A 25,691-nucleotide genomic window follows, 5' to 3' on the forward strand; every position below is an offset into this window, starting at 1 on the left:
GTCAGCGCACGTCGCCCATGAGGGTCTTGACCTTGGAGCGGTACATCCACACGGCCAGACCCGCGACGACCGCCAGGAAGGCCTCCAGGGCCACGATGCCCCTGGTGTTGAGGTCGACCCCGGCGGTGGAGAGCAGACCGGTCGTGGCGTCACCGGCGGTGACGGCGAGGAACCAGACACCCATCATCTGCGAGGCGTACTTCGCGGGCGCCATCTTCGTGGTGACGGACAGGCCGACCGGCGACAGGGTCAGCTCGCCGACGGTCTGCACGAAGTAGATGCCCACCAGCCACAGGGCGGCGGCCTTGTGGCCGCCGTCGGCGATCGCCAGCGGGGCCAGGAAGAGGAAGAAGGAGGCGCCGATGAGCACGAGGCCCATCGCGAACTTCACCGCGGTGCTCGGCTCCTTGCCGCGGCGGGCCAGCGCGAGCCACAGCCAGGCGAAGACCGGCGCGAGCGCCATGATCATGACCGGGTTGACCGACTGGTACCAGGAGACCGGGAAGTCCCAGCCGAAGATGCTGTTGTCGGCCGACTTCTCGGCGAACAGCGACACCGTCGAGCCGCCCTGGTCGTAGATCATCCAGAACACCGCGGCGGCCACGAAGAACCAGATGTAGGCGGTCATCTTCGACTGCTCGGTGCTGTCCAGATCCTTGTCCCGCTTGATCCGCACCAGGACCATGACCGGGATGAGCAGGCCGGCGATGGTGATCGGGACCAGCACCCAGTTCAGGGTGTAGACGCCGGAGAAGCCCACGATCGCGTAGAAGATCACGGCGACGGCCGCCCACAGCGCGGACTTGCGCAGCGTGGCCTTCTTCTCCTCGGCGGACAGCGGCGTCGGGACGACGTCCGAGCGCGGGTCCAGGTAGCGGGAGCCGAGCAGGAACTGGGCCAGACCCACACCCATGCCGAGCGCGGCCAGGGCGAAGCCGATGTGCCAGTTCACGTTCTCGCCGATGGTGCCGATGATCAGCGGCGCGGCGAAGGCACCGAGGTTGATGCCGATGTAGAAGATCGTGAAGCCGCCGTCCCGGCGCGGGTCGTCGGCACCCTTGTACAGGTGGCCGACCATCGTGGAGATGTTGGCCTTCAGCAGGCCGGAGCCGATCGCGACCAGGCCCAGGCCGGCGAAGAAGCTGCCGGCCCACGGCAGGGCCAGCGTCAGGTGACCGAGCATGATCACCGTGCCGGCGACCGCCACGGTCTTGCGGGGGCCCAGGACCCGGTCGGCGAACCAGCCGCCCGGCATGGCCAGCAGGTACACGAGCGACAGGTAGACCGAGTAGATCGCGGTCGCGCTGGCCGCACTCATGTGCAGGCCGCCCGGCGCCACCAGATACAGCGGGAGCAGAGCCTTCATGCCGTAGTAGGAGAAGCGCTCCCACATCTCGGTCATGAAGAGGGTGGCCAGGCCGCGGGGGTGGCCGAAGAAGGTCTTCTCGGAACCGGGGGTGCCCGGCAGAACCGAGTCCTTCGTCAGGCTGGACGCCATGGTCGTTCCTTGCTGCTCGGGACGCGCCGCGAGCCGGTACGCGCCCGGTGGGGGGACAGCCGGCACCGGCTGGACCGCCGCCCACCCCACGCCCGAGGGGAGCCCGCCCCGGGTCGCGGGACGGAGGACGCCGGCCACCGGGATCCACACCTGACCCGGCGCGTCGCGCCCGGTCAGGCCCGGCCCTAGGTCATTGCTTGCTGGGCCGGACGGGCCGGCCCCGCACACAAAAGGGACCCTCGGCGTCGTCGGCGAGCGCCAAAGGTCCCCTGCGTGCTACAGGCGTTCACGTCACCATACGGCAGGACACGGCCGGAAAAGGAGGACTTGAGATGCGGATCACATTGATCGCTGGAACCGCGGACGCCCGTGCGGAGGTGATCACCAGGATGGCACCGCATCGCCGCGCCGCGCCAGCCGAGCGGAGACGCCCGGCCCAGGTGCGCACGAACCGGCTGGAAACCGGCGGCCGCGGACCGCCCGGAAGGTAAGAGCCCGGGGCGCCTGTCACAGCGCCGCACACCCCCGGCGGACTGCACGAGCGGACTACCATCGCCTCATGACCCGTGTACTGCTCGCCGAGGACGACGCGTCCATCTCGGAGCCGCTGGCCCGCGCACTGCGCCGGGAAGGTTACGAGGTCGAGGTACGTGAGGACGGACCCACCGCGCTCGACGCAGGAATGCAGGGCGGTGTGGACCTGGTCGTGCTGGACCTCGGTCTGCCCGGTATGGACGGACTGGAGGTCGCCCGCCGGCTGCGAGCCGACGGTCACACCGTGCCCATCCTGATCCTGACCGCGCGCGCCGACGAGGTGGACACCGTCGTCGGCCTGGACGCGGGCGCCGACGACTACGTCACCAAGCCGTTCCGGCTGGCCGAGCTGCTGGCGCGGGTGCGGGCCCTGCTGCGGCGCGGGGCCACGGAGCCGCAGCAGCCGCCCGCCACCCACGGTGTACGCATCGACGTCGAGTCCCACCGGGCCTGGATGGGCGACGAGGAGCTGCAGCTCACCGCGAAGGAGTTCGACCTGCTGCGAGTCCTGGTGCGGGACGCCGGCCGGGTCGTCACCCGCGAGCAGCTGATGCGCGAGGTCTGGGACACCACCTGGTGGTCGTCGACCAAGACCCTCGACATGCACATCTCCTGGCTGCGCAAGAAGCTCGGCGACGACGCCGCGAACCCCCGCTACATCGCGACCGTGCGCGGCGTGGGTTTCCGTTTCGAGAAGAACTGATCGTCAAGAGCCGATCGTCGCGGGACGACCCGCTCCGAGATGAGCCGATCGTCGCGGGACGACCCGCTCCGAGATGAGCCGATCGTCGCGGGACGACCCGCTCCCGGAAGAGCCGGTCGTCACAAGACGACCCGCGCCAGTCAGGCGGGCCCCGGCCGCATCGTCCCGGGGCCCCACCCCCACCCCGGGCCGCCCGGGACCCGAGCCAGGTAAGAAGTCATGCGCCGCCGACTGATCCAGTCCACGCTCGCCGTGGTGCTCGTGGTGATCGCCGTCTTCGGCGGCTCCCTGGTGCTCGTGGAGACCCGGACGATCAGCAACAGCGCCCAGGAGCGGGTCGACTCCGAGGCGCTGCGGCTGGCCAGCATCGTCGACAGCCGGCTGCTGGGCGACCAGAGTGTCGACGCGGACGCCCTGAGCGGCCAGGTCGCCCCGGGCCAGTACGCGGTGATCGGCATCGCCGGGCAGAAGCCGATCAAGGTCGGCACCGAGCCGTCCGGGGACGTCATCCACGCCACCGCCACGGGCGAGCAGGGCGAGACCGTCCGGGTCGAGGAGCCGCGTTCCGTGATCACCCGTGAGGTCGGCCGGACCCTGCTGATCATCGGTCTGGTGGCGCTGCTGGCGGTGGTGGCGGCGGTGCTGCTCGCCGTCCGCCAGGCCAACCGGCTGGCCTCCCCGCTGACCGATCTCGCCGAGACCGCCGAGCGCCTCGGCTCGGGCGACCCGCGGCCCCGCCACAAGCGGTACGGCGTCCCCGAGCTGGACCGGGTCGCCGACGTGCTGGACCGTTCCGCCGAGCGCATCGCCCGCATGCTGACCGCGGAGCGGCGGCTGGCCGCCGACGCCTCCCACCAGCTGCGCACCCCGCTGACCGCCCTGTCGATGCGACTGGAGGAGATCACCCTCACCGACGACCTGCACACGGTGAAGGAGGAGGCGAACGTCGCCCTCACCCAGGTCGAACGGCTGACGGACGTGGTGGAGCGCCTGCTGACGAACTCCCGCGACCCGCGCACCGGCTCCGCCGTCTCCTTCGACCTGGACGAGGTCATCCAGCAGCAGATCGCCGAGTGGCGCCCCGCCTACCGCAGCGCCGGGCGTGCCATCGTCAGCTCCGGAAAGCGGCATCTGCAGGCCGTGGGCACGCCGGGCGCGGTGGCCCAGGTGCTGGCGGCCCTGATCGAGAACTCGCTCATGCACGGCGGCGGCACGGTGGCGCTGCGCACCCGCGTGACCGGCAACCAGGCGGTCGTCGAGGTCACCGACGAGGGCCCCGGCGTCCCCGCCGACCTGGGCGCGCGCATCTTCGAGCGCACGATCAGCGGCCGCAACTCCACGGGCATCGGGCTGGCCGTCGCGCGGGACCTGGCGGAGGCCGACGGGGGCCGGCTGGAGCTGCTGCAGTCCAAGCCGCCGGTGTTCGGGCTGTTCCTGTCCCGGACCCAGCCGCCGAAGAAGCCCGGCGAGGCGGAGGACGGCCGGACGGTGCGCTGAGGCCGCCCGGCCCGGGTCAGCGCCCGGCCCGCGCCCCGGCCCGTTTCGGCTCCGAGCGCAGCGGTGTCCCGGTCTCGCCGGAGGCGGCCTGGCCGCGCGGCAGGGTGCGGAAGACCCAGGTGCGGTAGGACCAGAACCGGAACAGGGTCGCAATGCCGATGCCGAGGAACTTGAAGACGTTGCTCTGCAGCGGGCTGTCCCAGCCGAAACCGTACGTCGCCAGGTACAGCACCCCGTTCTCGATCACCAGACCGGCCGCGCTGAACAGCAGGAACAGTGTCATCTCCCGGGTACGGCCGCTCTTGTCCCGGTCCCGGTAGGTGAAGTAACGCAGCCCGAGGTAGTTGAAGCAGATCGACACCACGGTCGCGATGACGCTGGCCCGCACCACCTGCAGGTCGGTCACGTGCCGCACGAGGTTGAACACGAGCAGGTTCACCAGCAGCCCGGCACCGCCGACCGCCCCGAACTTGACCGCCTCCTGCCACAGCCGGCCCACGCGGCGCCACACCGCGCCGCCGGGCGCCCGGCCCTGCCGGGTCTCACCGGCCGTCCGCGGGCTGTGGGCCGTGCGGGGTTGCTGGGGCGCCGGGGGCGCCGATCGGTGCCCCGAGGAACCACGTCCCATGGTCGTCCAGGCCCCCGTCCGGGTCGGTTGCGTCAACTCCGCCATGCTAACCAGCGGCCCGTCTCCTCGCCCGTGGACGGACGATGCCCGGGGGACCCGGCCGGAAAGTGCCTGGAAGGGACAGGAAAGGGCCGCGGAAGACACCGGTGGGAATCCGGAAAGAGAAAGGCAAGAACCCGGACGACAGCCGGGCGGAGCACGGACGGATCACCGCGGCCGGCCGGACGGGCACACGCCCTCGAAGGCGGGTGATCCGGCCATACCGGCGCGGCCGATACCCTGGGGGCGTGACGTTCCCGGTAGTCGGCATGGTCGGCGGTGGCCAGCTCGCTCGTATGACCCACGAGGCGGGCATCCCGCTGGGCATCAGGTTCAGGCTTCTCAGCGACTCTCCCCAGGACTCCGCGGCTCAGGTCGTCAACGACGTCGTCGTCGGCGACTACCGCGATCTGGACACCCTGCGTGCCTTCGCGCGCGGCTGTGACGTGATCACCTTCGATCACGAACACGTGCCCGCCGAGCACCTGCGTGCCCTGGAGGCGGACGGCGTCCCGGTGCGTCCCGGCCCGGACGCGCTGGTGCACGCCCAGGACAAAGGGGTGATGCGCGCCCGGCTCGACGCGCTCGGCATCCCCTGCCCGCGGCACCGCATCGTGAGCGACCCCGCGGACGTGGCCGCGTTCGCCGCCGAGGGGGACGGCTTCCCCGTGGTCCTCAAGACCGTCCGCGGCGGCTACGACGGCAAGGGCGTGTGGGTGGTCCGCTCCGCGGAGGAGGCCGCCGAGCCGTTCAAGGCGGGCGTCGCGGTCCTCGCCGAGGAGAAGGTCGACTTCGTCCGGGAGCTGGCGGCCAACGTCGTCCGCTCCCCGCACGGCCAGGCCGTGGCCTACCCGGTCGTGGAGTCCCGGCAGGTGGACGGCGTGTGCGACACGGTGATCGCCCCCGCCCCCGGCCTGGACGAGGAGCTGGCCCTGCGGGCCGAGCAGATGGCCCTGACCATAGCCAAGGAGCTGGGCGTCATCGGCCACCTGGCCGTGGAGCTGTTCCAGACCCGTGACGGCCGCATCCTCGTCAACGAACTGGCGATGCGCCCGCACAACTCCGGTCACTGGACCATGGACGGCGCGGTCACCTCGCAGTTCGCCAACCACGTCCGCGCGGTCCTGGACCTGCCACTGGGCGACCCGCGCCCGCGCGCGAAGTGGACCGTGATGGCCAACGTGCTCGGCGGCGACTACCCCGACATGTACTCCGCGTACCTGCACTGCATGGCCCGCGACCCCCAGCTGAAGATCCACATGTACGGCAAGGACGTGAAGCCCGGCCGCAAGGTCGGACACGTCAACACCTACGGCGACGACCTGGACGACGTGCTGGAGCGCGCGCGCCACGCAGCCGGCTACCTGAGAGGCACCATCACCGAATGAGCCCCGTTGTTGGCATTGTCATGGGGTCGGACTCCGACTGGCCCGTCATGGAGGCCGCCGCCAAGGCCCTCGACGAGTTCGAGATCGCCTACGAGGTCGACGTCGTCTCCGCGCACCGCATGCCGCGCGAGATGATCGCGTACGGCGAGCACGCCGCCGACCGCGGCCTGAAGGTGATCATCGCCGGTGCGGGCGGCGCCGCCCACCTGCCCGGCATGCTCGCCTCCGTCACGCCGCTGCCGGTCATCGGCGTGCCCGTGCCGCTGAAGCACCTGGACGGTTTGGACTCGCTGCTGTCGATCGTGCAGATGCCGGCCGGGGTGCCCGTGGCGACCGTCTCCGTCGGCGGCGCCCGCAACGCCGGTCTGCTGGCCGCCCGCATCCTCGGCGCCCACGACGAGGACCTGCTCGGCCGGATGCGGGAGTTCCAGCAGGACCTCAACGACCAGGCCACGGAGAAGGGCAAGCGGCTGCGGGCCAAGGTCGACGGCGCGGCCGGCGGCTTCGGCTTCAACTCGGGGAAGTGACGCCATGACCTCGCTGGAGAAGGCCCGGGAACTGCTGCGCGAGTTCCCCGTCGTCGACGGCCACAACGACCTGCCGTGGGCCCTGCGCGAACAGGTCCGCTACGACCTCGCCGCCCGCGACATCGCCCACCGCCAGGACGCCCACCTGCACACCGACATCCCCCGGCTGCGCGAGGGCGGCGTCGGGGCCCAGTACTGGTCGGTGTACGTCCGCGCCGACCAGCCCGATCCGGTGCCCGCGACGCTGGAGCAGATCGACTGCGTCCGGCAGCTGATCGCCCGCCACCCCCGCGACCTGGCCCCCGCGCTGACCGCCGCCGACATGGAGACGGCCCGCCGCGAGGGACGCATCGCGTCCCTGATGGGCGCCGAGGGCGGGCACTCCATCGCCTGCTCGCTCGGCACCCTGCGCGGCCTGTACGCGCTGGGCGTGCGCTACCTGACGCTCACCCACAACGACAACGTGCCGTGGGCGGACTCCGCCACCGACGAACCGGGCGTCGGCGGCCTGTCGGCCTTCGGCCGCGAGGTCGTGCGGGAGATGAACCGCCTCGGCATGCTGGTCGACCTCTCCCATGTGGCCGCGACCACCATGCGGGACGCCCTGGACACCTCCGAAGCCCCGGTGATCTTCTCCCACTCCTCCGCCCGGGCCGTGTGCGACCACCCGCGCAACATCCCCGACGACGTCCTGGAGCGCCTGCCCGCCAACGGCGGCATCGCCATGGTGACGTTCGTGCCGAAGTTCGTCCTGCGGGCCGCCGTGGACTGGACGGCCGCCGCCGACGAGAACATGCGGGCCCACGGCTTCCACCACCTCGACACCACCCCCGAGGCGATGAAGGTGCACCGCGCCTTCGAGGCGGCCCACCCCCGCCCCGTCGCCACCGTCGCCACGGTCGCCGACCACCTCGACCACATGCGCGAGGTCGCCGGCGTCGACCACCTCGGCATCGGCGGCGACTACGACGGCACCGCCTTCACCCCCGACGGCCTCAGCGACGTCTCCGGCTACCCCAACCTGCTCGCCGAGCTGCTGGACCGCGGCTGGTCGAAGGCCGACCTGGCCAAGCTGACCTGGCAGAACGCGGTCCGCGTCCTGGGCGCCGCGGAGGACGTGGCCCGTGACCTGCAGTCCACCCGCGCACCGTCGAACGCGACGATCGAGGAACTGGACGGCTGAGGGGCGCGTGACGGGCACGATCCGGCAGAGGCAGCGCGCCCGCGCCGGATCGCTGTTCTCCGGACCGGGACTACGCCGTGGGGCGGCCCATCGCGCGGTACGTCCAGCCGGCGCGGCGCCACAGCTCGGGGTCCAGCGCGTTGCGGCCGTCCAGGATCACCCGGGACCCCACGACCTCGCCCAGCTCGGCCGGGTCCAGCTCACGGAACTCCTGCCACTCGGTCAGATGCAGCACCACGTCGGCGCCGCGGACCGCCTCCAGCGCGGAGTCGGCGTAGCCCAGCGTGGGGAAGACCCGCCGGGCGTTGTCCATGCCCTTCGGGTCGAACACCGTCACCTGGCCGCCCTGGAGGTGGATCTGCCCGGCGACGTTGAGCGCGGGCGAGTCGCGCACGTCGTCGGAGTCGGGCTTGAAGGTGGCGCCCAGCACCGCCACCCGCTTGCCGAGGAACGGCCCGCCGCCCAGCGCCTGCCGGGCCAGCTCGACCATCTGCCCGCGCTGGCGCATGTTGATCGAGTCGATCTCGCGCAGGAACGTCAGCGCCTGGTCGGCGCCCAGCTCACCGGCGCGCGCCATGAACGCGCGGATGTCCTTGGGCAGGCAGCCGCCGCCGAATCCGATGCCGGCGCGCAGGAATTTCCGGCCGATGCGGTCGTCGTAGCCGATCGCCTCCGCGAGTTTCGCCACGTCGCCGCCCGCGGCCTCGCACACCTCCGCCATCGCGTTGATGAAGGAGATCTTCGTGGCCAGGAAGGAATTCGCGGCGGTCTTCACCAGCTCCGCGGTCGGGAAGTCGGTGACGAGGAACGGCGAACCCTCGGCGATCGGTGTGGCGTACACCTCGCGCAGCAGCTTCTCGGCGCGCTCGCTGCGCACCCCGACCACGATCCGGTCCGGGTGCAGCGTGTCCTGCACGGCGAAGCCCTCGCGCAGGAACTCCGGGTTCCAGGCCAGCTCCGCGTCCTCGCCGGCCGGTGCCAGCTGGGCGATCGTCCGGGCCAGCCGGTCGGCCGAACCCACCGGCACCGTCGACTTGCCGACCACGAGCGCCGGAGCGGTCAGATGCGGGGCGAGCGCGGTGACCGCGGCGTCGACGTAGGACATGTCGCAGGCGTACTCGCCGTGCTTCTGCGGGGTGTTGACGCAGATGAAGTGGACGTCGCCGAAGGCGCCCGCCTCGGCGTAGTCCTGGGTGAAGCGCAGCCGCCCGGTGGATCCCTCGATGCCGGCCACGTGCTTGCGCAGCAGCTCCTCAAGGCCCGGCTCGAACATCGGAACCTCACCGCGCCGCAGCATCTCGATCTTCTCCGGCACCACGTCCAGGCCCAGCACCTCGAACCCCAGCTCGGCCATGGCGGCGGCGTGGGTCGCGCCGAGATAGCCGGTGCCGATCACGGTGATCTTGAGGCTCATGGATGCTCCAGAAAAGGGACGGCGATGCGCGGGTCGAGCATATCCGGGGCATGCGCACGGCCCTCACCGGGCAAAGTGACCGCTGTCGTCAAACTCACGTATCCCGCGCGTGAGCAAGCCTCTAGAATCCGGGTTACTTAACGGTAATTAGCATCGAGCCGTCTTGGAGCGTGAGAGACCTTGGCCGGATCGGCTGACTTCGACCTGTACCGCCCGTCCGAGGAGCACGACATGCTCCGCGACGCCGTCCGCTCGCTGGCCGAGGCGAAGATCGCGCCGTACGCCGCCGCGGTCGACGAGGAGGGCCGCTTCCCGCAGGAGGCGCTGGAGGCGCTGGTCGCCAACGACCTGCACGCCGTGCACGTCCCCGAGGAGTACGGCGGCGCGGGCGCCGACGCCCTGGCCACCGTCATCGTGATCGAGGAGGTGGCCCGCGTCTGCGCGTCCTCCTCCCTGATCCCGGCGGTGAACAAGCTGGGCTCGCTGCCGCTGATCCTGTCCGGCTCCGAGGAGCTGAAGAAGAAGTACCTGGGCCCGCTCGCCAAGGGCAAGGCGATGTTCTCGTACTGCCTGTCCGAGCCGGAGGCCGGCTCCGACGCCGCGGGCATGAAGACCAGGGCGGTCCGCGACGGCGACCACTGGGTCCTCAACGGCGTCAAGCGCTGGATCACCAACGCCGGCGTCTCCGAGTTCTACACGGTCATGGCCGTCACCGACCCGGGCAAGCGCTCCAAGGGCATCTCCGCGTTCGTGGTGGAGAAGTCCGACCCGGGCGTCTCCTTCGGCGCCCCGGAGAAGAAGCTCGGCATCAAGGGCTCCCCGACCCGCGAGGTCTACCTCGACAACGTGCGGATCCCCGCCGACCGTATGATCGGCGAGGAGGGCACCGGCTTCGCCACCGCGATGCGGACCCTCGACCACACCCGCATCACCATCGCCGCCCAGGCCCTCGGCATCGCCCAGGGCGCCCTGGACTACGCCAAGAACTACGTCCGGGAGCGCAAGCAGTTCGGCAAGCCGATCGCCGACTTCCAGGGCATCCAGTTCATGCTGGCCGACATGGCCATGAAGATCTCGGCCGCCCGCGCCCTGACCTACCAGGCCGCCGCCGCCTCCGAACGCGGCGACGCCGACCTCACCTACCAGGGCGCCGCCGCCAAGTGCTTCGCCTCCGACGTCGCCATGGAGGTCACCACCGACGCCGTCCAGCTCCTCGGCGGCTACGGCTACACCCGCGACTACCCGGTGGAGCGCATGATGCGTGACGCCAAGATCACTCAGATCTATGAGGGCACGAACCAGGTCCAGCGGATCGTGATGGCGCGGAACCTGCCGTAACGGCGTTTCCACAGCTCGGAAGCCGTTTCCGGCCGAACACAGCCCCCGGCGAGCTGCCGGGGGCTGGTGCTTGTGGGATCCGGCTGAGGAGAAGGGGCGTGCTCGCCGTCCCCGGACGTCATCGGTGCCAAGAGCCCAGTGGGCATGTCAGTTCGGGGTGGTGGATGGTGGGGTAGCAGACGATCGAGACGGACAGGATGCTGCCCGAGCGTGTGTAGTGGACCCAGGTCACATCCGTGCCGAGGCTCAGCCGGTCCACCGCCCGCTGCCGTTTGACGTCCAGGCTGATGCAGGTCTGTCCCTCGGGTGTCCTGGTGCGGCGGGTTCTCCTGGTACTGCTTGGTCAGCCATTCGACCGCTTCCAAGGGGTCGGTCCAGGTCCGCTCCGCTGATGCCTGCCCTCGCTTCATCAGCCAATGGCCGGACATCATCGGGGGAAGACCGGACGTGTAGAACTCGGCCTCGGCCTCCCGGTACCGCCCATTAGGGCCTTCTGTACGGCCTCTGGGTTGTCTGTGAAGCGCGGATTCCGCGTCAGCTGCGGGGCTGCACTGATATCGCCCTTGGCCTTGGCGATCTGCTGGAGGGCGGCGTATTCGTTCCGGTCGAGCTTGATGATGCCCGGGCCGCTGTCGGGGTACACCGTGCCCGTGTCCTCGACGCCGTACGTGCGCCCGTTGACCTCTGCTCCGGAGGGCCGTCCGTGACCAGGGAAGGAACCGCGTACCACGGCCTCACCCGGACGGCCCCTGCACGGCCACGGATTTCTCGGATGGCGGAAAGCCACGACCGGGCGTACGACGGAGGTGAACGGGGTCCGGCCCCGGGCCCCTCTCGTCCCCCAGGAGGAGCCATGACTCACACCCAGCCGGGTACCGCGCCCGCACTCAGCAAGGAGATGCAGGACTGTGTCGAGGCCTGCATGAGCTGCCACACCATCTGCGAGGAGGCCATGAGCTCCTGCATGCAGATGGGCGGGCAGGCCCAGATGCAGATCATGCGCGCCCTCATGGACTGCTCGGAGACCACGCGCATGTGCGCCGACATGATGATGCGGCGCTCGCCCATGGCGTCCGAGATGTGCACGGTCTGTGCCAAGGCCTGCGACATGTGCGCCGAGGCGTGTAGGTCCATGCCGGACGACAAGATGATGGCGCGCTGTGCGGAGGCGTGTCGTCGCTGCGCCGAGATGTGCCGCCAGATGGCGGGCACCCGTATGTGAGACGGGCGGCGGTCCGGCCGAAGCGGAAAGCCCCGTGGTGCGCCTGGCACCCGGGGCTCTTCCCGCGTCGTGGGCCGGGGTCAGTCCCCGGTCACCGTGACCTTCTGGTCGTTGTTCAGCTCGTTCACCAGGGTCTTCAGCTTCGCCTTGTCCCAGACGAGGTTGCCGCCCACGGATCCGGAGATCGGCATGTTCATGGAGGTGCCGTCACCGCCGCTGACACCCTTCATCGCCCAGAACATCGACGCCAGGTCCCACAGGCCCATGTCCTTGTCGACGATCAGCGAGTCCAGGCCCGCGCCCAGCGTCGGGTAGAGCTTGAACGGGTTCAGCACCGTGCCAGGGGTGGCGACCTGGTGGGCCAGCGCGGACAGGAACTTCTGCTGATTCCTGGTGCGCTGCAGGTCGGAGGCCGCGAAGGCGTGCCGGGTGCGGACGAAGGCCAGGGCCTCCTCGCCGTTCAGCTTCTGCTTGCCCGCCTGGAAATCGGCGCCGGACCACTTGTCCTTGAACGGCTTGTCGATGGTGATCTCCACGCCGCCGACCGCGTCGACGATGTTCGCGAAGCCCGCGAAGCCGATCTCCACGTAGTGGTCGATGTGCAGGCCGGTGTTGTACTCGATGGTGCGCACCAGCAGCGCCGGGCCGTCCTCCGCGTAGGCCGCGTTCAGCTTGGTGTGCCGGCCGGTGGCCGGGTACAGCTTGCCCGACTCGGCTCCCCGGAAGGAGGGGATCTCCACGTCGGAGTCGCGCGGCAGCGATATCAGCGTGTCGCCGTTGTCGCCGACGTGCAAGATCATCATCGAGTCGGTGCGCTTGCCCTCGGCGGAGCCGGTGTGCAGCTTCTTCTTGTCCTCGGCGGACATGCCCTCGCGGCTGTCGGAGCCGACGATCAGGTAGTTCGTGCCCTTGCCCGGCTCGGGCCGCTCGATGACCTTGGACAGGTCGACCTCGCGGCGCAGCTTGGAGTCGGCCCAGAAGTAGGTCGCCACCGAGGTGACCACCACCACCGCGACCACGGTGATCGCGGTCCACTTGATGCGGCGGCCCCAGTTCGGCGCGGGGCGCGGGCCGCGGCTGCCGCCCGCACCGGGGCCGCCGTGGTCGCCGGCCGGGCGTCCGTAGACCTGGCCGGTGTTGTACCCGCTGTCGTACCCCTGGCCGTCGCCGGCGTACGCGGGGCCCTGGCCGCCGTCGACGTACGACGGCTGCCGCGGCACGCCGTGCGGCGGTGCCGCGGGCCCCTGGCCGCCCGGCCTGCCGTAGGGGCCCTGCCCGCGCTGCGGGGCCGGGCCGCGCCGTACCTGGCGCATCACACGAGCGCCCTCCGGCTCCGCGCCGCTGCTGCCGCGTCCGTAGCGGGGGCCTCGGTCGTCGCCGGTCCACCCTTCGGGCCATTCATTCATGCGCCCCAGTGTGCCGGTCCGGGCCACGGGCCGTACAAGGGCCGTCGAAGAACAGGGCCACGGCTGTTGCGAAGCCGACACAAAACAGGCCGATGCCGCCTCGGCATAAGGTGGAGGGCATGACAGAACAGGCCCCCGTCGCCGAGTCCGGAACCACGGACATACCCGGCAAGCCGACCTCTGCGTCCCGGACCACGCTCAGCCACATCATGACCCACCACGACACCAACCTGCTGGGGACGGTGCACGGCGGGGTGATCATGAAACTGGTCGACGACGCGGCGGGCGCGGTGGCCGGCCGGCACAGCGGCGGCCCCGCCGTCACCGCGTCCATGGACGAGATGGCGTTCCTCGAACCCGTGCGGGTCGGTGATCTCGTCCACGTCAAGGCCCAGGTCAACTGGACCGGCCGGACCTCCATGGAGGTCGGTGTGAAGGTGCTCGCCGAGCGCTGGAACGAGTCCGCGCCGCCCACCCACGTCGGCTCCGCCTATCTGGTGTTCGCCGCGGTGGACGCCGACGGCAAGCCCCGCCCCGTTCTGCCGGTGCTGCCCGAGACCGAGCAGGACAAGCGCCGCTACCAGGAGGCGCAGATCCGCCGCACCCACCGCCTGGCCCGCCGCCGCGCCATCATGGAGCTGCGCGAGCGCCGTGCCGCGGAGGGGTTCGAGGACTGAGTCCGGCGGCGTCCGGTCCCGGACCGCATCCGCCCGGTGCGCCGTGCCGTCCCCGCGGCCCGGGCCGCCCGGCTCAGCCGCACGTCACCTCGTCGCCGCGCACCACCCGCGCGGCGCTGCGTGCCGGGTCCTCCACCTTCACCTTCCGCACCGCTTGGTGGTCCGTGCCGACGATCACCCGCATCGTCGCGCCCTGCCCGGCCACCGCGCGCAGCTCGCTGCCCGGCAGGGCGGCCGCCAGCGACCTGGCCGAACGGTCCCAGCGGGGGTCGTAGAGGACCCGGGTCCGCCGCACCCCGCGCTGCTGGGAGTCCACGGGCGCTCCGGTGGTGGCGAACCCGGCCGTGCGCAGCGCGGTGTCCACCCGTCGGCCCAGCCCCACCGTGCTGGTGCCGTTCTCCACCTGCACCCGGATCCGGGACGGTGCCACCGCCACGGCCACCGCGTCGTCCGGGCGGCGCGCGGGCCTGCCCGTGGCCAGCGACCGGTCCTCGCGCAGCTTGCGGAAGAGCTGCTCCGCCTCGGCCTCGTCCCACTTCACGGTGGAGCCGAGGCCCGGGACGGGGTAGGAGGTCCGGGCGATCGGCACGGTGGTGAACTCCGAGGACGACGGCGAGAAGTCCCGCATCGCCCGCCCCAGATCGAGCAGCTCGTCGGTGTGGAAGTTCCGGTCGGCCCGGACCGAGCCGAGCACCGCCCGGGTCACGTCCCGGAATTTGATCGGGTTCAGCAGCACCCGGGAGGAGGTCGCGCGGTCGATCAGTGCGGCCAGGAACCGCTGCTGGCGCCGCATGCGGCCCAGGTCGCCGACCGCGTCGATGTGCCGGGAGCGGACGTACTGCAGGGCCTGGCCGCCGCCCAGGGTGTGGGTGCCGGCGGGCAGGTCCAGGCCGGTGTAGCTGTCCTTCAGCGGTTCGGTGGTGCACAGCCTGACCCCGCCGAGGACGTCGACGGTGCGCATGAAGGTGGTGAAGTCGACCTCCAGATAGTGGTCGATCTTCAGGCGGGTCAGGCTCTCCACGGTGCGCACGGTCAGGGCCGGTCCGCCCTCGGCGTAGGCCGCGTTCAGCTTCACCGCGTGCGGCGCGCGCCGCCTGCCGGTCCTCGGGTCGGTGTAGGCGGGCAGCCGGACGTAGGTGTCGCGGGGCAGGCTGACCACGCTGGCCCGCTCCCGGTCCGCCGACAGGTGCACGATCATCATCGTGTCGGTGCAGTGGCAGGGCTCGCCGCCCAGCCGGTAGCGGCGCCGCTCCTGCGCGGTGAGCCTGTCCCGCCCGTCCGTGCCGACCAGCAGCACGTTCATGCCGTGCCCGGTCGGCGGCCGGTTCTTCATGTCCCGGAACGGATCGACCCGCATGATGCCGGCGTCCAGGCTGGAGACCACCGCGTGCCCGATGCCGGCCGAGGCGAGCACCACCACCGACAGCGTCGTCGCCGCCCGCATGGCCCAGCGCGGTCTGCGGCGCGGCACGGGTGCGCCGGGCACACGGCCCGCCGGCGGTGCGGCGGCCGGCCGCCTCCCGCGCCGCTGCGGCGCTGCGTGCGACGAGGGCCGGGGCGGCGTGGTGGACATGGGGGACACCTCCGCATATACATGGGCGGGCACCGTGAGCACCGTAGGCACATACGATCTGCGCACCGGTGCAGCACCCCGGCGGCGCGCATGGGCGTCCCCCGTTCGCGGTAACGTGAGCGGCGATGAACACCAATCCCGACGTGCGGCTCCCCGCCGTTTCTGTGATCATGCCGGTCCTCAACGAAGAGCGGCATCTGCGCGGAGCCGTCGAAGCGATCCTCGCGCAGGAGTACGACGGCGAGCTGGAGGTCGTGATCGCCCTGGGTCCGTCGACGGACCGCACGGACGAGATCGCGGCCGAGCTCGTACGGGAAGACCCCCGCGTGCACACGGTCCCGAACCCCAGCGGCCGCACCCCGGCCGCGCTGAACGCCGCGATCAAGGCGTCCCGGCACCCGATCGTCGTGCGCGTCGACGGCCACGGGATGCTGTCGCCGAACTACATCGCCACGGCGGTACGGCTGCTGGAGGAGACCGGCGCGCAGAACGTCGGCGGAATCATGCACGCCGAGGGGGAGAACGACTGGGAGCGCGCCGTCGCGGCCGCGATGACCTCGAAGATCGGTGTGGGCAACGCCGCTTTCCACACCGGCGGCCAGGCCGGCCCCGCCGAGACGGTGTACCTGGGTGTCTTCCGCCGTGAGGCACTGGAGCGACAGGGCGGGTACAACGAGGAGTTCATCCGTGCCCAGGACTGGGAGCTGAACTTCCGTATCCGTGAGGCGGGCGGCCTGATCTGGTTCTCGCCCGAGCTGCGGGTCTCCTACCGCCCCCGGCCCACCGTGCGGGCGCTGGCCAAGCAGTACAAGGACTACGGCCGCTGGCGGCATGTCGTCGCCCGGTACCACAAGGGCTCCATCAACCTGCGCTACCTCGCCCCGCCGACCGCGGTGTGCGCGATCGTGGCCGGGATCGTGGTGGGCTCGGCCCTGACCCCGTGGGCGTACGTGATCCCGGGCGGCTATCTGGCGGCGATCATCGCCGGGTCGGTGCCGGCGGGCAAGGGGCTGCCGCTGGGGGCCCGGCTGCGCATCCCGCTCGCCCTGGCCACGATGCACATGTCGTGGGGCTGGGGCTATCTGACCAGTCCGCGGTCGCTGGCGAAGAAGGTCATCGCTTCCCGGCGGCCCGCCATCACCGCTGCCGCCGACTGAGCCGGGCCGGCCGCGTGAGCGGCACGACGAGGGGCTCCTCCCGCCTCGGGGAGGGGCCCCGTGTCGTGCCGGGGCGCGCCGGGTGCTCCTGCCGTGCCGGAAGGGCGCCCGCCGAGGCCGGCGCCCCGCCGTCGGCGGTGCTACCAGCGATAGGGCGCGTAGACGTCCATGCACTGGCTGGTGTCGGCGCCGTTGATCGCGTCGGAGTTCTCCGGGATGTCGCCGGCCTTCGGCGGGTCCTGGTGGGGGTAGGCGGTGCCGGAGCGCCAGTCCGCGCCCACGATGACGGTGACGCCGCTGACGTCCGTCGACTTCTGCACCGCACCGGAGGGGATGCCCAGCGCCGCGGCCACGCGCTCGGCGTCGCCCTTGAGGTCGGCGCTCGGGTAGCGCACGACCGTCTCGTCCATCGACAGCGTCACCGATGCGTCCGCCCTCGCCCGGGTGAAGCCCTTGCCCACCAGGACCTGGCTGATCTCGCTCGCCCGGTGGCCGACCGCGGCGAGGCCGGCGGTGCGGGTGCCGTTCTGCACCAGGACACCGATGTCACCGTCCGCGTGTGCGGGGGGTGCGGTGGTCCGGGCGGTCGCGGCCGGCTCGTCCTTCTGCCCGTCCGCCGTGTCCTTCGCGCGGCCCGAGGTGTCGCCGGCGGAATCGCCGTGGGAGTCGAAGGGCACGTCGTCGCGGAGCATCTGCCAGATCTTCTCGGCGTTGGCGCCGTCCGGGACGACGTGGTTCTTGTTCTGCGGGTCCGGGACGTTGGGCATGGTCGTCATGGTGATGCGGTCCGGCGGGACCGTCTTGAGCTGCATCGCCAGGTCGTACAGCTTCTTGACCGTGCCGATCTCCTCCGACACCTGAAGGGACTTGGTGGCGGCCTCCGCCAGGTCCATCAGGCGGCCGGTGTCGGTGAAGATGTTCTGGCCGGTGAGCGTGCGGATCATCGAGTTCAGGTACATGTGCTGGGCGCGGGCCCGCAGCAGGTCGCTGCCCCAGGCGTGCCGGGTGCGCAGCCACTGCAGGGCCTGCTTGCCCTTGACCGTGTGGGTGCCGGCGGTCAGCTTGAGTCCGGATCCGCCGGGCACGCCGGGCAGCGGGCGGTCCCAGACGTTCTGTTTCACGCACACGTCGACGCCGCCGATGGCGTCGGCCATCTTCACCACGCCCGCGAAGTCGATCGTCATCCAGTGGTCGATATAGACCCCGGTGAGGTTCTGCCAGGTCGCCAGGGTGCAGCCGGCGCCGCCGCGGGCCAGCGACTCGTTGATGATCGTGTTCACCGGCGGGTAGTGCTTGCCGGTCGCGGGGTCGGTGCACGCGGGGATGTCGACGCGGGTGTCGCGCGGGATGCTGACCACCGCGGCGCTCTTGCGGTCCGCGGAGAGGTGGATGAGCATCTGCACGTCGCCCAGCGGCGGGTTGCCCCGGTTCTCCCGGCTGCCGCCGAGTGCGACGTTCTCGTCGGAGTTACGGCTGTCGGAGCCGATCAGCAGGATGTTCACCGGCGTCTGGCCGGCCGCGTTGGGCGTGGGTCTGTGCGCCTTCAGATCGCTGCCGATGTCGCGCTGCCCGGTGCGTATGTTGCTGTTCAGGTGGGCGTAGTACAGGTACCCGGCACCGGCGGTGCCGAGTATCACCAGCCCCAGGACCGTCGCCGACCAGCGCAGCACCCGCCTGCGCGGGCCTCTTCCCCCGCCGCGCCGCGCCGCCGTGCCGTCCGGGCCCCGTCCGCCGTCTCCCGTCTGGCCGCGGCGCTTCGGGCCGTCCCCCCGCGTGCCCTCGTCCGCATGCGTGACAGGCACTGCTTCCTCGGCCGCAGGCCCCTGCGCACGCACCTCACTCCGCGTCAACTCCCCATCCTCCCCGCCCTGCTGTGCCGTCCGCACAGACCGACTGCGCCTTGTTAGACGCGCGAGAAGGCCGAAGGGTGGCGTCCGGTGCTCAACCCGCGCACTTGACCTCGTCGGCCGTGGACTGCCCGTCCACCTTGGGGGCCTTCGTCGGGGTGGTGAGCGGCGTGCCGGCACCCTTGAAGTCCCGGCCCAGGGTGAGCGTCATCTCCGGCAGCCCCTGCGAGTTGGTCACGCTCTCGCCCGGCTTGAGCGCGGACCCCGGCAGCCCCATGATCGCGGCGAGCTTGCGGGCCTGCGGGGCCTGGTCGGGGGCGTACTCCAGCGTCGTCTTGTCGATCTTCTCGGGCGCGTTGCCGCCGTTCTCCGACTTCAGCACGCCCTGGGTGTTCTGCAGCCAGGTGAGCGTCTGCTGCGCGGCCCCGTCGGGTCCTCCGCCGTTGAGGACGCGCACCCGCACTTCGGAGGCCGCGGACTGGGTGCCCTTCAGCCGGTCGGCGGCTTCGTCCTTGGCCTTCTGCTGCTGCTTCTTCACCTCGGTGAAGGAGACGTCGTTGCGGATGGAGTCGAAGACCGCGGGCGCCTGGTTGGGGTCGACGATGACCGTCTTGTGCACGGGGCCGTCCGCCGGGTTGTCGAGCACCGGGACGGTCAGGAAGGTGATGTTCTTCGTCGGCACCTTCTTCAGCTCCAGGGCCATGTCCTTGAGCGTGCTGACCTTGTCGATGCCCTTGTCGACGGTGAGCGCCTTGGTCGCCGCGTCGGCCAGGTCGTACAGCTTGGTCGGGTTGGTGAGGGTGTCGCCGGAGGACATCTTGCGCATCAGCGAACTCAGGAACTGCTGCTGCACCTTGATGCGGTCCAGGTCGCCCTGGTTGCCGAAGCTGTGCCGGGTGCGGACGAACGCCAGCGCCTGCTCGCCCTCGATCGTGTGCTGGCCGGCGGACAGCTTCAGATGCGAGTCGGGGTCGTCCACGTCGTGCTTGAGACAGATGTCGACGCCGCCCACCGCCGTGGTCAGCGTCTTGACCGCGTTGAAGTCGGCCATCATGAAGTGGTCGGGCTGGATGCCGGTGACCTCCTTCACCGTGCGCATGGTGCAGCCCGCGTCCCGGCCGTTCTGGCCGAGGCTGGTGTTGAACCGGACGTCCTCCTCGCCGGGGATGACCTTCGTCGAGCCGTCGGGCTGCTTGGTCGGGCAGTCCGGGACGTCCACGATCAGGTCGCGGGGGATGCTCAGCGCCGTGGCGTTGGTGCGGTCCTTGGAGACGTGCAGCAGGATGTTGGTGTCCGCGTGGCCGACGCTGCCCTTGTCGCCGTAGCCCTCGTTGCCCTCGCCGGTGCGCTTGTCGGTGCCGATGATCAGGATGTTGAAGGCCTCGTCCTTGCTGAAGCCGTCCTTGGCCGCGTTGCCGACGTCGGTGCTGGAGATGTTGCCCTCGAGGTGCTTGAGCACCAGATAGCCGGCGCAGCCCGCGCCCACCAGTACGAACGCCATCGTCCCGCCGGTCCACGCCAGGACCTTCTTCGTCCGCGACTTCTTCTGCGGCCGGCGTCCCCGGCGCCCGGGAGCGGGCTGCTCGGCGGGCGTGCCGCGGCGGCGGCGCTGTCCGGGGACCGTGCGGGCGGGCGTGGTCTCGCGCTCCTGCCGGCGGCCGGACCGGCCGTCCGGGGTGCCGGGGGCGCCGGGGCGGTCGGAGGGGGTGGCGTCATCTCCCGGCCGGGGTGCGGGTTTGCGCGGCCCGGGCACCGACGGCTGCGCAGAGGGAGGGGTCAGTCGCAGCTCGTATTCGCCGGTGTTCGGATTGAGTACCCACTGGTCTGCGGGGTCGATGTTGTCTTCCCGCCCACGGCCTTGCGCGTCCACGGTTGTCCGAACCCTCCGTCGGGGCCACGCGGCGCCTTCCCCTCGAGGCGCTCAGGTCTGGTCCTCCCAGTGCACGACCCCAGGGTCACCTCGCGGCCGGATGCACCGGATCGCTCACACTATCGGGCCTGTTGAGGATCGAGCGACGCCGGTGACGCATTCCACGTCCTCACACCTGGGCAATCCGCCCATTTCTTCGAAGAATCGCGAAGACGGAGTCGCTTCCGGCCAATCTTTTGTGCAGTGGCCGGGCTCTCTGACGACGCTCCGGGAGGGGGCGCGTGCTCCCGTGAGAAACGGCCTGCGGGCGGTCGCGGGGCCGGGGCGGGCGGGAGAGGAAAACGTCCGGTGAATGCCCGTCGCCGGACAGGGTGTTGCTCAGCCACCCGGTGAATTCCTGTGGAGTGCCTGAGAAATGGGCGGCGCGGTGGACGACGTTCCGCGCGCCGGTGCGACGTCGGAACGGGACGGAGCCGGGGAACGGCCCGGGCGCGTCCGGCGACGGGCCGCGCCCGGGCCGGCAGGCGGCCCGCGGATCCGGGGCCGCGGCGGGGTTCACCTCGCCGTCGTCGTGACCCGCTCGCTGTCGACGCGCTTGGCCAGTGCCTCCTCGTCCAGCCGGTCCAGATTCCGGCACAGCACGACCGACCCGCCGGCCGCGAGGGGCGCGTACAGGCCCGCGCTCAGGCCCTTCCAGGTGTCGTACGGCAGTCCCGACAGCAGCCGCGAACCGGGGCCGGTCAGGCCGAGGTCCGGAGCGTCGCCGAGGGCCCGGTCCACGACCTCGGCCGCGGTGTACTCCGCGCCGGCCACGATCAGCGCGGGCTCCTCCGGGTCCACGGGTGCGAACGGCACGAACCGGTCGCCCTGTCCCGGCACTTCGACGGCGTAGTCGGCGAAACCCTCGGGCGGCTGCGGGAACCGGGCGCCGAGCGGGCGCAGGGACAGCGCGATGCGCTCCCCGGAACAGGCCCGCGCCTCGTCGAGCCGGTCCGGGCCGCTGACGACCACGTCGGCCTCCGCGGCGTTCCCGTCGACGTCCGCGCAGACCCCCACCGAGGCGCACGCCAGCAGCCATACGGCCGTCTGCCAGTGCGCCGGCAGCAGCAGGGCGACCCGGTCGCCGGGTCCGGCGGCGAGGTCCGACTGCAGCAGATTCGCGGTCTTGGCCACCCAGTTGGCGAAGGTGGCCACGGACAGCTCGACGCGTTCGCCCGTGGCGTCGTCGTAGAAGGTGATCAGGGGACGTCCGGGATCCGCGGCCAGCGCGGAAGCCAGCAGGTCCGCGGGGGTTCGTTCGGTGGCGTTCATCCGCGTCAGCGTACGCGCCGCCGGGCCGGTGCGGTGCCCGCGGGCGCCGCCGGGGGCGGTGGCCGGTCACCGGTTCGGCCGAGGGACCGCCGGAGAAAACATCGGAAAAAACGACGCACCGTCATCTCTTCGTGGACAGATATGTATGACCATGTACAAGATCGATGACATGCGTCGAAACGGCATCCTCGCGTCCTCGATCGGTGTCACCAGCGTGTTCTGTCTCGCCCTCGCACCCGCCCTGCCCGCCACCGCGGTCCCGGCGGCCCCTGAAGCGGCGGCAGCGGCGGCGCACGGTGCGGCGGCGCGGGGCACGGCGCGGGCCGCCGTCCCCGGCAGCACCCAGTCCCTGCCGCTGGTCCCGCTGGGCGACACGCGGCCGCGCGGCCGCCTCGCCGGACCGGTCCGCGAGCTGGGTCTGAGCCGGACCCGGGTCCGGCCCTTCTCGCTGCTCGGCGTCGTCTGGGACGATCCCCGCGCCGAACTGCACGGCAGCGCACAGGTCCGCACCCGGTCCGCCGCCACCGGCGCCTGGTCGGGCTGGCAGGACCTCGAGACGCACCACGCCGGCCACGGACCCGACCCGTCCGGCACCGAGCGCGCCGGCGGCCCCGTGCGCGGAGCCACCGCACCGCTGTGGGTGGGCGGCAGCGACGCCGTGGAGGTGCGCGTGCGCGCCGATTCCGCGCAGGGGCGGCAAGCGGCGAAGCCGGGGCGGCACACCGGCCGGCCGCTGCCCGCGGGGCTGCGCCTGGAGCTGGTCGACCCCGGTGATCCGGCCCCGGCCGCAGGCGCCGGCACCGTGGATGACGGGGCGTACACGGGCGGGACGACCGAGGCCGCGATGGCCGCCTCCGCCGCCGACGCGGGCCTCGCCCCGCTGGGCGCGACCGTGATCCCGCCGGCCGGCCGTGAACAGACCGAACGTGAACTGAGCGTGCTGCGCGGCACGGACCCGGAGCTGGACCGCCGCGCCGAGCCGCGGATCGGCCCGCGGCCGGGCATCGTCACCCGCCGCGGCTGGGGAGCGGACGAGTCGCTGCGGGAGAGCGGATTCGGCTACACGAAGCGGGTCGATGCGGTGTTCGTCCACCACACCGCCACGGGCAACGCCTACACCTGCGCGCAGGCGCCCTCGGTCGTCCGCAGTATCTACCGTTACCACGCCAGGAGCATGGGCTGGCGCGACATCGGCTACAACTTCCTCATCGACAAGTGCGGAACCGTCTACGAGGGCCGGGCCGGCGGGGTGGCCAGACCGGTCCTCGGCGCCCACACCCTGGGGTTCAACAGCGACACCGTGGGCGTCGCCGTCATCGGCACCTACAGCACGGCCCGGCCGTCTGCCGCCGCCGTCGACGCGGTGGCGCGGCTGGCGGCCTGGAAGCTCGGGCTGTACGGGGCGGATCCCCGCGGACACACATATCTGACGTCCGGCGGTGGCAACCTCCATCAAAAAGGGAAGAACGTACGCCTGCACGTGATCTCCGGCCATCGGGACGGATTCGCCACCGACTGCCCTGGCGGGCGGCTCTACGGCGAGCTGGGCACGATCCGCACGGCCGCCGCGCGCTACCAGGGCCGCTGAGGAGCAGGACCGGCTCCGCACCGAGGGCGTCGGAGAGCTGAGGCAACTGGTTCGAACGCTGTGGCAACGGTCTGCATACACTGGCCGGCCGAAAGGACCCATCGGCCGGTCCCGGCAGGAAGCAGAGACGACAGGTGACAGAAGCGATTCTCCTGGTCGGCGGCAAGGGCACCCGGCTGCGCCCGCTCACCGTGCACACCCCCAAGCCCATGGTGCGGGCGGCGGGCGTGCCGTTTCTCACGCACCAGCTGGCGCGGGCCCGGGCGGCGGGCGTGGAGCACATCGTGCTGGCCACGTCCTACCTGGCCGAGGTCTTCGAACCGTACTTCGGCGACGGCTCCTCGCTCGGACTCCACCTGGAGTACGTGACGGAGGAGGAGCCGCTGGGCACCGGCGGCGCGATCCGCAACGCCGCCGCACGGCTGCGCTCCGGCCCGGACGAGCCGGTCCTGGTCTTCAACGGCGACATCCTCACCGGGCTCGACATCCAGGCCCTGGTGCGCACCCACCAGGAGACCGGCGCGGACGTCTCCCTGCACCTGACGAAGGTGACGGACCCCCGGGCGTACGGGCTGGTCCCCACCGACGAGTCCGGCCGGGTGCTGGCCTTCCTGGAGAAGCCGCAGACCCCCGAGGAGATCGTCACCGACCAGATCAACGCCGGGGCGTACGTCTTCCGGCGGTCCGTCATCGACACCATCCCGCAGGGCCGCCCGGTGTCGGTGGAGCGGGAGACCTTCCCCGGCCTGCTGGCCGCCGGCGCCCATCTGCAGGGCATGGTGGACTCCACCTACTGGCTGGACCTCGGCACCCCGGCCGCGTTCGTCCGCGGCTCGGCGGACCTGGTCCTCGGCCGCGCTCCCTCCCCGGCCGTCCCCGGCCGCTGCGGCGACCGGCTGATCCTGCCCACGGCCGTCGTCGCCCCCGACGCCAAGCTGACGGGCGGCACGGTGGTGGGCGAGGGAGCGTTCGTCGCCGAAGGGGCGCGCGTGACGGGCAGCGCGATCCTGCCCGGGGCGGTCATCGAGCCGGGCGCCGTCATCACCGACTCGCTCATCGGCACCCGCGCCCGGATCGGCACCCGTTCCGTCCTGACCGGCACGGTCATCGGCGACGGCGCGGTGGTGGGCGCCGACAACGAGCTCAGGGAGGGCGTCCGGGTCTGGTGCGACGCCCGCATCCCGGCGGGGGCGGTGCGCTTCTCCTCGGACCAGTAGCCCGCGTCAGCCGGGCGGTCACGGCCTCAGAGGCGTCCGACGTGCCCCCTGGGCATGCGTGGCGCCCTGCGCGGCGGCACCTGTCCGCTCAGCAGGATCAGCCGGGCCGCCCGGTGCCGCTGCCCGGCGTACGGCTGCAGCAGGCGCAGCATCTCGGCGTCGTCCGCGTGCCGGTTCCCGGCCAGCGCGTATCCGACGATCCCCGGCAGATGCAGGTCGCCGGTCGTCACCTCGTCCGGCGCCCCGTGACTGCGCTGCACGGTCTCCGCCGACGTCCACGGCCCGATCCCGGACACCGCCTCCAGCCGCTGCCGTGCCGCCGCCGGGGACATCCCCGCCGCCTCCTCCAGCCGTGCCGCGACCCGTACCGCCCGCAGCACTGTGGAGGCGCGTTTGTCGTCGACCCCGGCGCGGCGCCACTCCCAGGACGGGATCAGCGCCCAGGTGCGCGGCGCCGGCATCACGTACATCCGCGCGGGCACCGGACCGGGCGCCGGCTCGCCGAACCTTTGCACCAGCGTGCGCCACGCCGCGTACGCCTCGACCGTGGTGACCTTCTGCTCCAGCACCGTCGGGATCAGCGACTCCAGCACCAGCCCGGTCCGCGTCAGCCGCAGCCCGGGACGCCGGTGCCGGGTCAGCGCGAGCAGCCGGTGCCGGGGCCGGAACGCCGACGGGTCGTCGGCGGCGCCGAGCAGTTCGGGCAGCTGTTCCAGCAGCCACTCGGCGCCCGGCCCCCACGCCTGGCCCCTCACCGCGCCGCCGTGCGCGGTCACCCGGAGCGTCGCGGGGCCCAGCGGTGTACGGCTGGCCCGCCACACGGAGCCGTCGGGCAGGGCACGGAAGGTCGGGTCGCCCGGGCCGCGCCGCAGCGGACCGAGCACCAGGCGCAGATCCAGCGGGCCCTCGGGCGCCCAAAGGCGCTCCCGCCCCGGGGCGGCCGCCTGCCGCGGCACACCCGCGGGCACGACGGCACGCCCGCCGCGCACCGTGGTGCCGGCGGGCCGCGGAGCGAATCGTCCTGCCACGGACGACGAGCCTAGGCGGTCCGGCGTCCCGGGCGGGCCGCCGGAC

At 71.8% G+C, this 25,691-nt stretch carries 20 protein-coding genes; 11 read left to right on the top strand and 9 right to left on the bottom strand.

Annotated features, from left to right (window positions below):
* Position 1: 1 nt before the first annotated feature.
* On the bottom strand, positions 2-1,498 hold the full coding sequence (locus IE286_RS13745; protein ID WP_189796975.1) for an oligopeptide:H+ symporter: 1,497 nt from the start codon (positions 1,496-1,498) through the stop codon (positions 2-4).
* A gap of 559 nt (positions 1,499-2,057) precedes the next feature.
* Here IE286_RS13745 and IE286_RS13750 point away from each other — a divergent pair.
* On the top strand, positions 2,058-2,735 hold the full coding sequence (locus tag IE286_RS13750) for a response regulator transcription factor (RefSeq protein WP_189796976.1): 678 nt from the start codon (positions 2,058-2,060) through the stop codon (positions 2,733-2,735).
* A gap of 219 nt (positions 2,736-2,954) precedes the next feature.
* Positions 2,955-4,232, top strand: a complete 1,278-nt coding sequence (locus IE286_RS13755; protein WP_189796977.1) for a sensor histidine kinase — start codon at positions 2,955-2,957, stop codon at positions 4,230-4,232.
* 16 nt (positions 4,233-4,248) lie between these two features.
* Here the strand turns inward: IE286_RS13755 and IE286_RS13760 are convergent, their stop codons facing one another.
* Complete coding sequence (locus tag IE286_RS13760) at positions 4,249-4,860, bottom strand: GtrA family protein (protein ID WP_229862679.1); 612 nt, start codon at positions 4,858-4,860, stop codon at positions 4,249-4,251.
* A 287-nt stretch (positions 4,861-5,147) separates the two neighbouring features.
* Between IE286_RS13760 and IE286_RS13765 the strand changes: the two genes are divergently transcribed.
* The 3 genes from IE286_RS13765 to IE286_RS13775 are packed head-to-tail and all read left to right on the top strand — an operon-like array spanning position 5,148 to position 7,997.
* Positions 5,148-6,287 (top strand): 5-(carboxyamino)imidazole ribonucleotide synthase, encoded by a 1,140-nt coding sequence (locus tag IE286_RS13765; protein ID WP_189796978.1) that lies wholly within the window; start codon positions 5,148-5,150, stop codon positions 6,285-6,287.
* Complete coding sequence (purE, locus tag IE286_RS13770) at positions 6,284-6,814, top strand: 5-(carboxyamino)imidazole ribonucleotide mutase (protein WP_189796979.1); 531 nt, start codon at positions 6,284-6,286, stop codon at positions 6,812-6,814. Before IE286_RS13765 ends, purE begins: the two co-directional genes overlap by 4 nt.
* A 4-nt stretch (positions 6,815-6,818) precedes the next feature.
* The gene (locus IE286_RS13775; protein ID WP_189796980.1) at positions 6,819-7,997 is read left to right on the top strand and encodes a dipeptidase; all 1,179 of its coding nucleotides are present in this window, start codon (positions 6,819-6,821) and stop codon (positions 7,995-7,997) included.
* A 70-nt stretch (positions 7,998-8,067) separates the two neighbouring features.
* Here the strand turns inward: IE286_RS13775 and IE286_RS13780 are convergent, their stop codons facing one another.
* Positions 8,068-9,411: a UDP-glucose dehydrogenase family protein gene (locus IE286_RS13780; protein WP_189796981.1), complete on the bottom strand. Its 1,344-nt coding sequence runs from the start codon at positions 9,409-9,411 to the stop codon at positions 8,068-8,070.
* A gap of 180 nt (positions 9,412-9,591) precedes the next feature.
* Between IE286_RS13780 and IE286_RS13785 the strand changes: the two genes are divergently transcribed.
* Positions 9,592-10,749 (top strand): acyl-CoA dehydrogenase, encoded by a 1,158-nt coding sequence (locus IE286_RS13785; RefSeq protein WP_267969663.1) that lies wholly within the window; start codon positions 9,592-9,594, stop codon positions 10,747-10,749.
* Positions 10,750-11,602: 853 nt separating this feature from the next.
* Positions 11,603-11,971, top strand: coding sequence for a four-helix bundle copper-binding protein (locus IE286_RS13790; RefSeq protein ID WP_189796982.1), 369 nt, complete (start codon positions 11,603-11,605; stop codon positions 11,969-11,971).
* An 80-nt stretch (positions 11,972-12,051) separates the two neighbouring features.
* Here IE286_RS13790 and IE286_RS13795 read toward each other — a convergent pair whose 3' ends face one another.
* Positions 12,052-13,377 (bottom strand): LCP family glycopolymer transferase, encoded by a 1,326-nt coding sequence (locus IE286_RS13795; protein ID WP_189796983.1) that lies wholly within the window; start codon positions 13,375-13,377, stop codon positions 12,052-12,054.
* Between the two features lie 119 nt (positions 13,378-13,496).
* Between IE286_RS13795 and IE286_RS13800 the strand changes: the two genes are divergently transcribed.
* Complete coding sequence (locus IE286_RS13800; protein ID WP_229862673.1) at positions 13,497-14,054, top strand: acyl-CoA thioesterase; 558 nt, start codon at positions 13,497-13,499, stop codon at positions 14,052-14,054.
* A gap of 73 nt (positions 14,055-14,127) precedes the next feature.
* Here IE286_RS13800 and IE286_RS13805 read toward each other — a convergent pair whose 3' ends face one another.
* The gene (locus tag IE286_RS13805) at positions 14,128-15,627 is read right to left on the bottom strand and encodes an LCP family protein (RefSeq protein WP_189796985.1); all 1,500 of its coding nucleotides are present in this window, start codon (positions 15,625-15,627) and stop codon (positions 14,128-14,130) included.
* Between the two features lie 125 nt (positions 15,628-15,752).
* On the opposite strand from IE286_RS13805, the gene IE286_RS13810 reads away from it, so the two are divergent.
* The gene (locus tag IE286_RS13810) at positions 15,753-16,784 is read left to right on the top strand and encodes a glycosyltransferase family 2 protein (protein ID WP_189796986.1); all 1,032 of its coding nucleotides are present in this window, start codon (positions 15,753-15,755) and stop codon (positions 16,782-16,784) included.
* A 140-nt stretch (positions 16,785-16,924) separates the two neighbouring features.
* Here the strand turns inward: IE286_RS13810 and IE286_RS13815 are convergent, their stop codons facing one another.
* The 3 genes from IE286_RS13815 to IE286_RS13825 all read right to left on the bottom strand — a co-directional run bounded on the left by IE286_RS13815 (position 16,925) and on the right by IE286_RS13825 (position 21,812).
* Positions 16,925-18,586: an LCP family protein gene (locus IE286_RS13815; RefSeq protein WP_229862676.1), complete on the bottom strand. Its 1,662-nt coding sequence runs from the start codon at positions 18,584-18,586 to the stop codon at positions 16,925-16,927.
* A gap of 139 nt (positions 18,587-18,725) precedes the next feature.
* Positions 18,726-20,501, bottom strand: a complete 1,776-nt coding sequence (locus IE286_RS13820) for an LCP family protein (protein ID WP_189796988.1) — start codon at positions 20,499-20,501, stop codon at positions 18,726-18,728.
* A gap of 555 nt (positions 20,502-21,056) precedes the next feature.
* Complete coding sequence (locus IE286_RS13825) at positions 21,057-21,812, bottom strand: TIGR03089 family protein (RefSeq protein WP_189796989.1); 756 nt, start codon at positions 21,810-21,812, stop codon at positions 21,057-21,059.
* Between the two features lie 151 nt (positions 21,813-21,963).
* Here IE286_RS13825 and IE286_RS13830 point away from each other — a divergent pair, with 151 nt between their 5' ends.
* On the top strand, positions 21,964-23,400 hold the full coding sequence (locus tag IE286_RS13830) for a peptidoglycan recognition protein family protein (protein WP_189797014.1): 1,437 nt from the start codon (positions 21,964-21,966) through the stop codon (positions 23,398-23,400).
* Between the two features lie 134 nt (positions 23,401-23,534).
* On the top strand, positions 23,535-24,617 hold the full coding sequence (gene manB / locus IE286_RS13835) for a mannose-1-phosphate guanylyltransferase (protein WP_189796990.1): 1,083 nt from the start codon (positions 23,535-23,537) through the stop codon (positions 24,615-24,617).
* Between the two features lie 26 nt (positions 24,618-24,643).
* Here the strand turns inward: manB and IE286_RS13840 are convergent, their stop codons facing one another.
* Positions 24,644-25,645 (bottom strand): DNA-3-methyladenine glycosylase family protein, encoded by a 1,002-nt coding sequence (locus IE286_RS13840; RefSeq protein ID WP_189796991.1) that lies wholly within the window; start codon positions 25,643-25,645, stop codon positions 24,644-24,646.
* Between the last annotated feature and the right edge of the window lie 46 nt (positions 25,646-25,691).

The sequence above is a fragment of the Streptomyces thermodiastaticus genome, assembly GCF_014656135.1.
In the GTDB taxonomy this organism is placed as follows: Bacteria; Actinomycetota; Actinomycetes; order Streptomycetales; family Streptomycetaceae; genus Streptomyces; species Streptomyces thermodiastaticus.